The sequence below is a fragment of the Luteibacter sp. genome, assembly GCF_051958795.1.
Lineage (GTDB): Bacteria > Pseudomonadota > Gammaproteobacteria > Xanthomonadales > Rhodanobacteraceae > Luteibacter.
In genome coordinates this window covers 1-13,464 of record NZ_JBQCFT010000283.1, presented here as the reverse complement: position 1 = coordinate 13,464, position 13,464 = coordinate 1, and the positions used below count along the sequence as shown (strand labels likewise).

The 13,464-nt window shown below is 64.9% G+C and carries 12 protein-coding genes; 6 read left to right on the top strand and 6 right to left on the bottom strand.

Annotation, left to right across the window (positions count from 1 at the left end; genetic code table 11):
- Positions 1 to 180: 180 nt before the first annotated feature.
- The 4 genes from ACTHLF_RS14805 (at position 181) to ACTHLF_RS14790 (ending at position 6,139) form a co-directional block, all read left to right on the top strand.
- Positions 181 to 567 carry a hypothetical protein gene (locus ACTHLF_RS14805; protein WP_440328133.1) on the top strand — a complete coding sequence of 129 codons (387 nt, stop codon included), beginning with the start codon at positions 181 to 183 and terminating at the stop codon, positions 565 to 567.
- 69 nt (positions 568 to 636) lie between these two features.
- On the top strand, positions 637 to 1,911 hold the full coding sequence (locus tag ACTHLF_RS14800) for a TolC family protein (protein WP_440328132.1): 1,275 nt from the start codon (positions 637 to 639) through the stop codon (positions 1,909 to 1,911).
- Positions 1,908 to 3,017 carry an efflux RND transporter periplasmic adaptor subunit gene (locus ACTHLF_RS14795; RefSeq protein WP_440328131.1) on the top strand — a complete coding sequence of 370 codons (1,110 nt, stop codon included), beginning with the start codon at positions 1,908 to 1,910 and terminating at the stop codon, positions 3,015 to 3,017. Before ACTHLF_RS14800 ends, ACTHLF_RS14795 begins: the two co-directional genes overlap by 4 nt.
- Positions 3,017 to 6,139, top strand: a complete 3,123-nt coding sequence (locus tag ACTHLF_RS14790; RefSeq protein ID WP_440328130.1) for an efflux RND transporter permease subunit — start codon at positions 3,017 to 3,019, stop codon at positions 6,137 to 6,139. The genes ACTHLF_RS14795 and ACTHLF_RS14790 overlap by 1 nt, the downstream gene beginning before the upstream one ends.
- Here ACTHLF_RS14790 and ACTHLF_RS14785 read toward each other — a convergent pair.
- Positions 6,112 to 6,561 carry a MarR family winged helix-turn-helix transcriptional regulator gene (locus tag ACTHLF_RS14785; protein ID WP_440328129.1) on the bottom strand — a complete coding sequence of 150 codons (450 nt, stop codon included), beginning with the start codon at positions 6,559 to 6,561 and terminating at the stop codon, positions 6,112 to 6,114. The two genes, ACTHLF_RS14790 and ACTHLF_RS14785, sit on opposite strands and share 28 nt — an antisense overlap.
- A gap of 116 nt (positions 6,562 to 6,677) precedes the next feature.
- On the opposite strand from ACTHLF_RS14785, the gene ACTHLF_RS14780 reads away from it, so the two are divergent.
- Complete coding sequence (locus ACTHLF_RS14780) at positions 6,678 to 7,046, top strand: nuclear transport factor 2 family protein (RefSeq protein ID WP_440328128.1); 369 nt, start codon at positions 6,678 to 6,680, stop codon at positions 7,044 to 7,046.
- 119 nt (positions 7,047 to 7,165) lie between these two features.
- A complete protein-coding gene (locus ACTHLF_RS14775; protein WP_440328126.1) occupies positions 7,166 to 7,390 on the top strand; it encodes a hypothetical protein in 225 nt (74 codons plus the stop codon).
- Between the two features lie 202 nt (positions 7,391 to 7,592).
- Here ACTHLF_RS14775 and ACTHLF_RS14770 read toward each other — a convergent pair whose 3' ends face one another.
- The 5 genes from ACTHLF_RS14770 to ACTHLF_RS14750 all read right to left on the bottom strand — a co-directional run.
- Positions 7,593 to 8,918, bottom strand: a complete 1,326-nt coding sequence (locus tag ACTHLF_RS14770) for a dicarboxylate/amino acid:cation symporter (RefSeq protein ID WP_440328125.1) — start codon at positions 8,916 to 8,918, stop codon at positions 7,593 to 7,595.
- 114 nt (positions 8,919 to 9,032) lie between these two features.
- Positions 9,033 to 9,323: a hypothetical protein gene (locus ACTHLF_RS14765; protein ID WP_440328124.1), complete on the bottom strand. Its 291-nt coding sequence runs from the start codon at positions 9,321 to 9,323 to the stop codon at positions 9,033 to 9,035.
- Positions 9,324 to 9,469: 146 nt separating this feature from the next.
- Positions 9,470 to 11,521, bottom strand: coding sequence for an ATP-binding protein (locus ACTHLF_RS14760; protein ID WP_440328123.1), 2,052 nt, complete (start codon positions 11,519 to 11,521; stop codon positions 9,470 to 9,472).
- Positions 11,514 to 13,007, bottom strand: coding sequence for an ATPase domain-containing protein (locus ACTHLF_RS14755; RefSeq protein WP_440328134.1), 1,494 nt, complete (start codon positions 13,005 to 13,007; stop codon positions 11,514 to 11,516). The genes ACTHLF_RS14760 and ACTHLF_RS14755 overlap by 8 nt, the downstream gene beginning before the upstream one ends.
- Positions 13,008 to 13,154: 147 nt before the next feature.
- The coding region (locus tag ACTHLF_RS14750) for a hypothetical protein (protein ID WP_440328122.1) at positions 13,155 to 13,464 on the bottom strand (310 nt) is incomplete at its 5' end.

Below are 13,464 nucleotides of genomic sequence, written 5' to 3'. Positions count from 1 at the left end.
TTTTTTCCATTAAACCTCCGCGTTCCCGGCGTTTTCCGGGCGGGCAGGGGCCCACCCACACCAGGCGGGGCCCCACCCGTTTTTTTGTGGGGCGCGGTCCCCCGCGATGGCGTGCCGCCATGTTCATGGACCGACGACCGTAATTGTCTAACACCCCCCGCCGACACTACGCTTGGCGCCATGCATGCCCCGAGCACCCGCCTGTTCCAGCGCCTGCGCCTCCATCGGGGGGCGTGGATGCTTGTGGTGTTTGCCATGCTGATCAAGTTCGCGGCGTCGACGGCCTGCCTGCTCGATGGCCCGCGCACCGTCGTGGCCGGTGCCCAGGCGGGCACCGCCATCGGAGCCCAGTTCATCGCCGCAACCACGGCCGATAGCCAGGACGGTGAGTTCTGCCAGCTGGGCGAACCCGGCGGCTGCCACTGCGCCTGCGCCCACGCCGTGACGCTGCCCGCCGCGTCGTTCGATACGGTCGCGAGCGCCCTCCTGCCTTCGATCCACGCCCACGCCCCGGTCGCGCCTTCCATGCGCCCGATGGCGTCACCCTTGCGGCCACCCATCGCCTGAGCACTCGCCATGGCACACCGCTGCTCCCTGCAGCGGTGCCGTTCGCTTGTGTCTCAGGAGAACCCCAACATGTTCGTTTTACGTGCAGCGCCGCTCGGCGCCCTGTGCGTGTTGTTCGTCGCGTCAGCCATGGGCCGCCCCGCCGCGGCCGATACGCCGACGCTACCCATGCCGCCACCGGGCCTACAGGCCGCGATCCACGAGCTGTGGAACGTGAACCCGCAGGTCCAGGCCGCCGACGCCAGCCGCCGTGCCGCCCAGGAACGCGCGAGCGCCGCAGGTCAACCGGTCTACAACCCGTCCCTTCAGCTCGATGCCGAGAACGCCGACGTCAACCGACGCACGGCGGGTGCGAGCCTCACGCTGGATGCCTTCGGCAAGCGCGAGGCACGCATCACGCAAGGCGATGCCGAAGTGCGTTCACAGGAAGCAGCCTATGTGCTGGCGCGCCGTGACGTCGCGCGTGACTGGCTGAAGGCGTGGTCCAGCGTCGCCTACACGCGCGAACAATCCGCGCTGGGCGAGCAGAGGCTGGCCTTGATGCGCCGCTTCGATGCGCTTGCCGGCCAACGCCTCAAGGTCGGCGATATCAGCAGCACCGAGCGTGATCTCGCCGGCCTGGCGCTGGGCGAGGCGCAGGTCGAGCAGTCCTCGCTCGAAGCGCGACAAGCCGATGCCGTGGCGGCCCTCGCCGCACTAGGCGGCGATCCCGACGGCAAAGTACCTGCCCGGTTCGTCGCGCTCCCGCCGGTGCCCGCGGCCATCAGCCCCGTGCCCAATTCCGACCGCCCCGAGCTACAGCAGGCGCAGGCCGAGCAGGAGCGCGCCGACGCGGCAGTCACCGTCGCCGACCGCAACCGCCGGCCGGATCCCACGATCAGCCTGACCGGCGGTGAAGTGCGTAGCGGTCCGCGCACCGACCGCGTCGTGGGCGTGAGCATCTCGATGCCGATACCCGTGTTGAACAGCGGTCGCTACGAGGTGAGCGCGGCACGCGCGGACGCAGACGCTGCCTACGCCACGCGCCGCGCGGCCGAACTGCGTTCCGATGCGCGGCTCACGCAAGCGCGGGCGACGTATGCCGCGCTCCGCGCTGCCAGTGAAAACTTCCGCCAGGGTCGCGCCGGCGCCTTCGACGAACGCGCCGCATTGCTCGACAAGCTCTGGCAGGCCGGCGAGATAAGCACCTCCGACTACCTGGTACAGCTCAAGCAGAGCCTGGATACCGCCCTCTCTGGCATCGCCCTGGAGGACCAGACCTGGCAGGCGTGGTTTGACTATCTCGCCGCCGCCGGCCGCCTCACCGACTGGGTGACCGGCAACCTCAAGGAATCTTCCCCATGATCCGCACACCGTTTCGTATGACGGCCGCCGTCCTTGCCCTGGCGCTGGCCACCACGCTCACCGTCCGCGCGGCTCGTGCCGCAGAAGGCGTGGAAACGAATCCGCTGATCCTCGATGCAGCCGCGCAAAAAGAGGCCGGGATCCAGGTCGCTACGGCCGCCCTGCGTAGCCTGACCGATCAGGTGAAGGCGCCCGGCGAAGTAAAGGTCGATGCGTATTCCACCGTGCTCGTATCGCCCCGCGTCGCATCGCAGGTCGTTGCCCGCAAGGTGAAGCTCGGCGATGAGGTGAAAGCGGGCCAGCCGCTCGTCACGTTGTCCAGCGTCGACGTCGCTGAGACACAAGGGCAACTGATCGTCGCCAGCCAGGACTGGTCGCGCGTCGCTTCGCTCGGGCCCCAGGCCGTCTCAGCTCGGCGCTATAACGAAGCGCTGGTCCAGCGCGACCAGGCCAGGGCGAAGCTGAAAGCCTACGGGCTCTCCGACGGGCAGATAAGCCGCGTGGTGCAGCGCGGCTCCAGCGCCGCGGATGGCAGCTTCGAACTACTTGCGCCCCAGGCAGGCCGCATCACGACGGACGACTTCATCGTCGGTGAACGCGTGGAGCCCGGCCGTCCGCTCTTTACGATCGTGGCGGAGTCGTCCGTGTGGGTAGAAGGCCGCCTGGCTCCGGCAGTCGCTGAGCAGGCGAAACCGGGCGCGGCAGTCATCATCGCCGCGCATGGCACGGAACTGAAGGGCAGCGTCATCCAGCGCTCGCACCTGACCGACGAGAAGACCCGAACGGTCAACGTCCGCATCCAGGTTCCCAACGACAAGGATCTCCTGCACCCGGGCGAACTGGTCGAGGCGCGCATCGCCATCGCCGCGCAGACCCAGGTCGTTGCCGTCCCCGCCGATGCCATCGTGCTGCTACAGAACCAGCCCTCCGTCTTCGTGCGCGGCAAGCAGGCAGGGCAGTTCGAACCGGCCGCCATCGAGCCCGGTGAAACGCGCGACGGATGGACCGAGGTGAAGAAGGGCCTGACGCCGGGCACGGCGTACGTGAGCAAGGGCGCGTTCGCGCTCAAGGCCCGCATGCTGCGCTCGCAACTGGGGGAAGAGTGATGCTGGAACGTCTCGTCGCCCTTTCCCTCAAGTACAAGATCCTTGTCCTCATTGTCTTCGCGGTCGTCGCCGCGCTTGGCTACCGGGCGGTAAGCACCTTGCCGATCGATGCGTTCCCTGACGTCACGCCGGTGCAGGTGAACGTGTACACCGAAGCCTCCGGCCTCGCGGCAGAGGATGTGGAGCAACTACTCACGACACCGGTGGAGTCCGCGCTTGCGGGACTGCCGAAGGTGCAGGAGATCCGGTCAGTCAGCCTGTTCGAGCTTTCGTACGTCGCGGTCTACTTCGACGACGACATGGACATCTATTTCGCCCGGCAGCTCGTCAACGAACGACTGCAACAGGTCGGTGACCGGCTGCCCGCAGGCTACGGCAAGCCCGAGATGGGCCCGAACACCTCCGGCCTCGGCCAGGTGTTCTGGTACACGGTGGAACGTGCCGACGCCGCGCTGAAGAACGCGCCCGATGACATGGGCCTGCGCACGCTGCAGGACTGGACCGTGCGCCTGATCCTGCGTACGGCACCCGGTGTCGACGACGTCACCTCGTGGGGCGGCCAGCAGAAGCAGTACCAGGTGCGCGTGGATCCACTGCGGCTGATCGCGCACAACCTCGGCTTCAGGCAGGTGATCGAGGCGCTCGAGGCCAACAACGCCCAGGTCGGCGGCAATTTTATCGACGTAGGCCGCGAGCAGTACCTCGTGCGTGGGCTTGGCCTGGTGAAGAATGACCAGGACATCGGCAACATCGTGCTGAAGACCGAGGACGGCACGCCGGTATACGTGCGTGACGTGGCCACCGTCACCGAAGCGGGCGCACCGCGCACGGGAGCGGTCACGCGGGACGGCAAGGAAGTCGTGATGGGGCAGGCGCTGGCCCGCATTGGCGAGAACGCGAAGAGCGTGGTCGATGCCGTGAAGGCGAAACTCGATACGGTGAAGCGTGCACTGCCCGAAGGCACCGTCGTGAAGCCTGTCTACGAGCGCACCGACCTCGTCAACGCCGCGGTCGGCACCGCGGTAAGGGCGCTGGTCGAAGGTTCGATCCTCGTAGCGATCGTGTTGTTCCTGTTCCTGGGTGAGCTTCGCAGTGCACTCATCGTGGTGGTGACCTTGCCACTCGCCATGCTCATCGCCTTTATCTGCATGGAGCAGGTCGGTCTTTCCGCGAACCTGATGTCGCTCGCCGGGCTGGCTATCGGCATCGGCATGATGGTGGACGGCGCCGTGGTCATGGTCGAGAACGCCTTCCGGATCATGGCGGAGCAGAAGGCGCACGGTGAGGCCGTCGACCGCACCGCCGCGGTACTCCGGGCCGCACGCGAAGTGGCGAGCCCCGTCGCCTTCGCCATCCTGATCATCATCGTGGTGTTCCTGCCGCTGTTCAGCCTGCAGGGCCTCGAAGGCAAGATGTTCAAGCCGATGGCATTCAACATCAGCTTCGCGATGGCGGGCTCGCTGCTGCTGGCGCTCACGCTGATCCCCGTGCTCGCCGCAGTGATATTGAAGCCGAAGGAGGAGAAGGACACCCGCCTCGTGGGCTGGCTGAAACGGGGCTACGCACGTGTGCTGGGCTGGTCGCTGGCGCATCGCAAGGCAGTCATCGGCATTGCAGGTGCGGCGCTCGTCGGCGCGCTGGCGTTGTTCCCCTTCCTCGGCAAGGAGTTCATGCCCAACCTGCGCGAGGGCGCCATCATGTGGCGGATCACATCGATCCCCTCGGCCTCGCTGGATGAATCGATCGCTATCTCGGCTCGCGTGGCCGGGCGGGTGAAGGAGACATTCCCCGAGGTGGAGACGACGCTGGCCATGATCGGCCGCGCCGAAAAGGGTGAGACCGCCGATGTGAGCTACATGGAGGTGTACACGCCACTCAAGCCGAAGGATCAGTGGCGCGATGGCGAAACGCTGGAGACGATCCAGGAGGCTATGCAGAAGGAGCTCAGCGCCATCCTGCCGACGGCGGTGGTCAGCTACACGCAGCCGATCCAGATGCGCATCGAGGAACTGATCTCGGGCGTACGCGCCACGCTGGCCTTGAAGATCTACGGTGACGACCTTAGTGAGCTGGACCGGTTGAGTGCAAAGGCGCGGGATATCCTGGCGGGTGTACCCGGCGTAGCGGATCTCGCCCTCGAAGCGAACATCGGCAAGCCACAGGTCCGCATTGAAGTGGACCGCGACGCACTGGCCCGCTATGGGCTCAATGCTGGCGACGTGCTCACCGTGGTCCGCAACGGCATCGGCGGCGAGCCCGTCGGTACCTTGCTCGATGGCGTGAAGCGCTTCGACATCACCGTACGGCTGAACGAGGCAAGCAAGGCATCGGTGCAGGATATCGAGCGTATCCCGGTGAGCACGCCATCCGGCGCGCTGGTGCAGCTGGCCCAGGTGGCGAAGGTGACGACGGCGGAGGGGTATTCATTCATTCGCCGCGAACAGTTACAGCGGTACGCGGTAATCCAGATGGATGTGCGTGGCCGCGATATCGATGGCTTCGTACGTGATGCCGACGCGGCCCTTGCCCAGTCCATGACTCTGCCTACGGGCTACTACACCGAATGGGGCGGTGCCTTCGCCAACCAGCAGCGCGCGTTGAAGCGGCTCGCGATCATCGTGCCCGCCACGATCTTCTTCATCTTCATCCTGCTCTACACGGCGTTCAACTCGGTGCGATATGCCGCGTTGATCCTGGCCAACGTGCCGTTCGCGACCATCGGTGGCGTCGTCGGCCTGTTCATCAGCGGCCAGTACCTGTCGGTGCCGTCGGCGATCGGGTTCATCGCGGTGTTCGGCGTGGCGATGCTCAATGGCATCGTGCTGGTGAGCTTCCTCAATGAGCAGCGACATGCCGGGCTGGGCGTGCGGGAGGCCGTGGTCAAAGGCACGGCACTACGGATGCGCCCGGTCCTGATGACCGCGAGCGTCGCCATCCTCGGTCTCGTTCCCATGCTGCTCTCGAGCGGCGTAGGGGCGGAGACCCAGCGGCCGCTGGCGACGGTCGTGGTGGGTGGACTCATCACCTCGACCCTGCTCACGTTGGTGCTCCTGCCGGTGATCTACGACTGGATGGAGCAGCGTAGGGTGAGGCGTCAGGGAGCCTCGATGCCGATCATCTGATCCAGGTTGGCGATCACGCGTTTGAGCATGTCGATGAACTGGGCGGCTTCGCTATCGGAGAAGCCGTCCAGTGCCTCGCGGTTGCCCTGGAACAGCGTGGCCGTAGCCTTCGGCAGGCGTTGCTTCGCCACCTTCGTCAGGGTGACAAGGCTGCTGCGGCCATCGGACGGATCGGGCGTGCGTTCGATCAGGCCATCACGCTCCATGCGCCCGAGCATCTGCGCCATCGGCGGCTGTTCCACCTTGGCGAAGCGGGCCAGGTCGCGCTGCGTACTGGCCTTGCCATGCTGCAACGCTACCAGGATCGGCACGTGGCCCACGCCGAAGCCGAGCGGCTTGAGCCGCGCCTCGCTAAGCCGCGCGAATCCACGCGCCGCCAGGCTTACCAGGTGGCCCGGCGTCGAAAGCACGTCTTCATGCATGGCGAATTCCGCTTGACGGGAAAATAGATATGTACGTATATATATCAGGCAATGCCGCGGGGCAAGGCTGAAAAGTGGCCCACCGGCACCCTCACCCATGCAAGCGAGGAAATGCCATGTCGAACGATGCCATCCCGATGATCCAGCGCATGTACGCCGACTTCAACGCTCGTAACATCGACGGCGTATTCGCCGTACTGGATGACGACGTCGCCTGGGCCAACGGCATGGACGGTGGATATGTCCACGGCAAGGAAGGCTTGCGCGAGTACTGGACGCGCCAGTGGTCCATGGTGAGCCCGCATGTGGATCCCGTCGCGTTCGCGCCATCGGCAGACGGGCGCGTGGCTGTCGAGGTCATCCAGACGGTCCTGGACCTCGACGGCAAACCGCTCGAAGGCCAGACGCATGGCCTGAAGGACAAGACGGTTACCCACGTGTTCCATGTGGTCGAAGGCAGGATCGTGCGCTTCGATATTGCGTAGTTCTCCGTCGCTCACGTCAGATCTTGCCTACACCGCTGCGCGAGCAGCGCTGGCATACGGCGTGTTGCCGCTCTGATGAAATCGCCGATGGCCGATCAGGTCGAATTGGATTGACCAGGATGACAGTTGACGTCTTAGGGCGTGGAGAAGATCCCGATGGCGAACTCCATTACATTGCCGCCGAAGAATACGACGCGTGGTTTCGCGCGAAAGTTCACGAGGCGTTGCAGGATGAATCCAGCGGCCTCTCAGACTGGCAGGATCACGAGACGGTCTTGAATGATGTTCGCAGGGCCGTGGGGGCGATAGTCGCTGAGCGGCGGCGAATCGAGCAGCGCAGCTGATGGAGACCCTGGATAGCTTGAGATCGGGTAAGTAGAATCAGGTCCACGTCCAATACACGCGGACACTCGAAGACCTAGGTCAGACCCCTCGGGGTGGCAACCAGGCAGGGAAGAAGGGGATGACACCTCTTCGTGGTTTCCCTCGTAGAGCCCAGGCGCTTCGGCCCTGGGCTCAGTCATTTCTGAGGTGCGGAAGCCTCAGTCACTCGGCGGGCGCTTCAACCGCCGAGGTGGCTTGGTCGGCACCGCCACTCGCCAGGGTCGCGCTCAGCGCGTCGCGATCCAATGCACCTTCCCAGCGGGCCACCACGATAGTGGCCACCGCGTTGCCTACGAAGTTGGTCAGCGAGCGGCACTCGCTCATGAAACGATCGACGCCGAGGATCAGCGCCATGCCCGCGACCGGCAGCGAAGGCACCACCGAAAGCGTGGCCGCTAATGTCACGAAGCCGGCGCCGGTCACGCCGGCGGCGCCCTTGGAGCTCACCATCGCGACCAGTAGCAAAGCGACCTGTTCGCCGAGCGAGAGTGGGGTGTTGGTCGCCTGCGCGATGAAGAGCGCTGCAAGCGTCATGTAGATGTTGGTGCCGTCGAGATTGAACGAATAGCCGGTGGGAACGACCAGGCCGACAACCGACTTGTCGCAGCCCGCGCGCTCCATCTTCTCCATCAGCGAGGGCAGGGCGGCCTCCGACGACGAAGTGCCGAGCACCAGCAAAAGCTCCGCCTTCAGGTAACGCAGCAGCTGGAAGATCGAGAAGCCGGTAAGGCGGGCGACGGTGCCGAGGACGACGATGACGAAAAGCAGCGCCGTGAAATAGAACGTGGCCACGAGATACATCAGGTTCTGCAGTGAACCGATCCCGTACCGGCCGATAGTGAAAGCGATGGCGCCAAAGGCGCCGATCGGCGCAGCCTTCATCAGGATGTGCACAAGCTTGAACACGGGAGCCGTCATCGCCTCGAAGAACGCGATGACCGGCTTCGAGCGCTCGCCTGCCAGCGTCAGCGAGATGCCGAACAGTACGGCGAGCAGCAATACCTGCAGGATGTTCCCTGAGGTAAAGGCGCCGAATACGGTGTCAGGAATGATGTCGAGCAGGAAATGCGTCAGCGACATATCGTGCGCCTTCGAGGCGTACGTCGCGATTTCCGTGGTGGAAAGGCTGGCGGCATCGATGTTCAGGCCCGCACCCGGCCGCACCACGTTGGCTACGACCATGCCCACGACAAGAGCCAGCGTCGAGAACACAAGGAAGTAGGCCATGGCCTTCAACACCACGCGGCCCACGGCGTTCAGGTGCGGCATCCCAGCGATACCCGTGACCACGGTCAGAAAGATCACCGGAGCGATGACCATCTTCACCAGCTTGATGAACGCATCGCCCAGCGGCTTCATCTGCTCGGCGAAAGCCGGGAAAAAATGGCCCAGCACCGCGCCAAGCGCAATGGCGACCAGTACCTGCACGTAGGTCTGGCGATAGAGGGGGACGGGGAGGGCAGGGGACGGGGTATTCGGAAGAAGCATGGCGGGAAGCAGTTGACCGACGAGGTTGCCCCTTAGTCTAGCCGCTACCACGCGGAATCCCGGCATTTGCCGGGACCGGTGGGCGCGCCCTGCGCGCGGCCACCGGTACGGGTGTTACTTGGCCTCGGGAACGAGGTTGGCCAGCTTGCCCTTCTTGTCGAATTCGCAGCTGAAGTTCTTCTTGCCGTCCATGCCCGCGTCGGCGACGCCGGCAATGGAGTAACCGGAATCAGCGGCCTGGATCGGCTGGAGCTGGATGTAATCGTTCTTTACGTCGAATTTCTTGGCCGCGGCATCGAGGCACTTCGTCGTCAGCTTGCCCGGATCCGGGCGGTCGGAAGCGGCGGCGTGCGAGGCGACGACAAAGCCGAGGGCAGCCGCAAGCAGCAGGGCGGATTGGCGCATGGGTCTATCTCCGTACGTGGCGCGAGGCCGGGGTTTAACCGATCCGAGCATGCCCTCGAAAGCCTTGCCCGAAAATGAATCGCGGACCGCCAAGCTGAACGCTTTCCAGCACTGACGAATCTCCGCGTCCGTGCGACTCAAAGCCCTCAACGCTGCGACGGAAGCATCGAGGCCACCGCCTGGCTGAGCTCCGCCAGGCGGAACGGCTTACCGATCATCGCCATCCCGTCGTCCAGGAGTTGCGCGGGGTCCACCGCGCCGAAGGCGTAGCCGGTCATGAAGAGCACCGGCAGGTCGTGACGCGTCTGCCGCGCGATGTCGGCGAGCTGCCGGCCATTGAGGCCGGGCAGGCCGACGTCGGTGAGCAGCAGGTCGACGGCGGTCCCGCCGGCAAGGTATTCGAGCGCTGCCTCGGCCGATGGCGAGGCGTGCACGGCATAGTCGAGCGACGAGAGCAGTTCGGTCACGAGGGTGCGGACCTGTGGGTCATCATCGACCACGACGATGCGTTGCCCATAGCCGCCCGTCACGTCGCCGACAGTCGCCTGGATCGCCGCCCTGGCGTCGGCTTCCGCCATGGGCAGGTAAAGCCGCACCGTGGTGCCTTCACCCACCCGAGAGCGAATGCGGATATGCCCGCCCGTCTGGTTGACGAAGCCATAGATCATCGACATCCCGAGGCCTGTGCCCTGGCCGATCGGCTTGGTCGTGAAGAACGGTTCGAAAACCTTCTCCAGCGTGGAATCATCCATACCCATGCCTGTGTCGCTGACCGACATGGCCACGAACGTGCCGCCGGGCTCATCACCTCCGTGATCGCCATATTCCGGCAGTCGCCGAAGCGACGTGTCGATGTGCAGGACACCTCCATCGGGCATGGCGTCACGTGCGTTGATGGCGAGGTTAAGGAGGGCGCTTTCAAGCTGGTTGGCGTCGACCATGGCACGCGGCATAGCCTCGCTCGACGTGATCCGCAGGCGGATGCGTTCGCCGAGCGTACGCACCAGCAAATCTTCCATGGACCGGACCAGTGCGCCGACATCCGCCGGTTTCGGATCGAGTGCCTGGCGCCGAGAAAACGCGAGGAGGCGCTGGGTAAGGCCTGCGGCACGCTGTGCGGATGACGTTGCGATATCGAGCAGGCGGGCGACGCCATCCGTGCGGTCCACCTCGACCTTTGCGCGGGCCAGCTCCATGGCGGCGAGGATGCCCGTGAGCATGTTGTTGAAGTCGTGCGCGATGCCGCCGGTGAGCTGGCCGACGACCTCCATCTTCTGCGCCTGGCGCAGCGCCTCTTCGCTCCGCTGGCGGGCCGCCATCTCCTCGCGGAGTTCGGCGGTGCGTTCCGTCACGCGCGTCTCGAGCAGCGCTGCCTGTTCGCGGGTGTTTTCGAGGGCGAGGTTTCTTTCGGTCACATCCGATGCAAACACATGGAACCCGTCCAGCACACCGCTTGCATCGAAGCGCGGGATATAACGTATTTCCGCATCACGCCGCGCCCCATCCTGGCTCGGCCAACGGAATTCCGTCGTGACCGGCAAGCCAGTGAGTACCTTGTCGATATCCGGCTTGCGCATCGCCCATAGATCCGGGCCGACGACGTCCTCTACCTTGCGACCGACGATTTCGTGCACGGAACGTCCCAGCCAGCGCTCGTAGGCGAGGTTCACGAAGCGATAGACGAGGCCCGTATCGACGAAGCCGATGAGTACCGGAAGCGAATCGGCAACGAGCCGGAGTTCTGCCTCGCTCGCGACGAGCGCCGCGCGGCCCTGTTCCAGTTCCACCATCTGGTCGCGGATGAAAAACTGCTTGGCACGCGCACGGAGCGCGCTATCGATGGCGCTCAGCAGAGAAACGGTCGATAGAGGGCGTTCGAGCTCAATGACGTTGATGGCGTCCGGGGGCAAGCGCACGCGCCGGAACCCGCCCGAGGGGCCACGCGCGCGCAGCAGGACGAATGGCACGTCGGACCACGACGGCTGCGCCTTCAGCGCGTCGGAGAGGGCGCCGAGACCACCCGCCAGCCCCTCCTCCGTGACCACCACCGCACCGATCTCGCTGCGAACCGCGTCAGCCAGCGTCGCGACATCGTTAACCACCTGCGGGAGCATCCCATCGGCGTCGAGGATGGCAGCGATACTCTGTGCATCCCGCCCGAACGGGGCGAGGATGCAGACGGGCCGGCTCTTAGGCACTGCGCTCTTCCAGCAAGCGGTCCGAACCTCCCTCGAACTCCGGCGTGCCGGTAAGCACGCCGCGGAAGCGCTCCAGTGGTTCGCTCAGGCGAATGCCCTGTGTATCTATACGCAGTTCACGGATCGTATCCTCGTGGCCGCCGCCGCGATTCTTGATGACGCTGATGGCCTTGCGGATGCGGCCGCGCGATTCGAAGAAGCGGAACAGCACGATGGCATCGGCGATATAGGACACATCGATGGTGCCGGTCGTCATGTTGCCGATCAGCCCGTGCTGCGGATTGACCAGGAACGTCGTCACGCCCTTCTGGTTGAGGTACGACAGGACCTCATGCAGCTGGAGCAGCACCTGCTTTTCCTGAGGCATCGAAGCGATATAGCCGTTGAGACTGTCGAGCACGAGGATGCGGCAGTCACGTTCCTCCACCGCCTTGCGTACCGACCAGGCGAATTCACCTGGCGAAATGTCGGCAGGATCCACTTGCCTGAGTTCAAGCAGGCCTGAGTCAACGAATTCCTGCAGGTCGTTGCCAAGCGCCTTTGATCGGGTAAGCAAGGTGCCGATGCGTTCGTCGAATTCGAACACGCAGCACCGTTCGCCGCGTTTCAGGGCCGCGGCGACATACTGCAAGGTCACGTTGGTCTTGCCGCTGCCGGCCGGACCGGTGAGGAGCGTGCTGGTGCCACGGAGCGGCCCGCCATACAGCAGCCGGTCGAGCTCTTCGACGCCGCTGGGGACGGGCTCTCCACCGAATGGCGTGTGGTGGTCAGACGCCACCAGGCGCGGGTAGATCTCCAGGCCGCCAGTCACCAGCGCCATATCGTGGTAGCCGGCGACGAAGTTCACGCCGCGGAGTTTCTGGATCTGCATCCGCCGGCGGGCGGAGCCGAAGTCGAGCGTGAAGCGCTCGAGCGATATGACGCCATGGCACAGGCTGTGGAGATGGGCGTCGCGCTCACCGGTCTCGCCGGCGAGGTCGTCGACCAGCAGCACCGTGACCTTGCGCGGGGCGAAGAACTGCTTGAGCGCGAGGACCTGGCGGCGGTAGCGGAGCGGTTCCTGTGCCAGGAGCCTGAGCTCGGACAGAGAGTCGAATACGACGCGAGTCGGTTTGACCTTCTCAACCTCGGCCTGGATAAGCTGGATCGTGCCGTCGAGTTCCATTTCCCAGGGGTGAAGAACGGACTGGTGGCGACCATCGCCGAGCACCGCCTCCGCCGCAGCCAGTTCGAACAGGTCGATGCCGTCGAGCGACCACCCATGCGAGGCCGCCACGTCGCTCAACTCGTCGGCGGTTTCGGAAAGTGTCACGTAGAGGCAGCGCTCGCCGAGCCGCACCCCTTCGAGCAGGTACTGCAACGCGAGGGTCGTCTTGCCGGAACCGGGCCGGCCTTCGAGCAGGTACAGGCGGTTGACGGGGAGTCCGCCGCGGAGGATGACATCGAGACCATCGATGCCTGTGCTGCTTCGTGTGAGTGTCGTCATGGTGCGGGTTTCCGACGGCATCAGGAGCCTTCCTAGGACCACCCGCGAGCCTGCCGTCACACATGTCAAAGCCGTGTGCAAAAAGCGCGGGGGCCTGGCCCTTGCCGTCGGAAGTAGTAAGGGTGCCGTCCGTGGCGCTTCCACTCCTTACTGCTTCGGCGCGACTCGCAGCAATTTCATCGGGGGCCCGCCCTCGACGATCGCGATGCTCGAGAAGTCGGGGGCGAACTCAACCGTGATACCGAGGGACTCCACGCGAAAGCGCCGGGGCGAAAGTGCGATCAAACGTTCGGACCGGCCTGCATTGGCATACAGTCCATCCGGGCGTGCTTCCACCTTCGCATCCAGGCCGCCACCTACGTAACGGCCGTTGGCCTTGCTGAGCTGCGCTTGTGTAATCGTTTTTTCTTCAGTGGCCGGCGCGGCGATCTCAGACCAGCCGTAGTCGGTCGCGGCA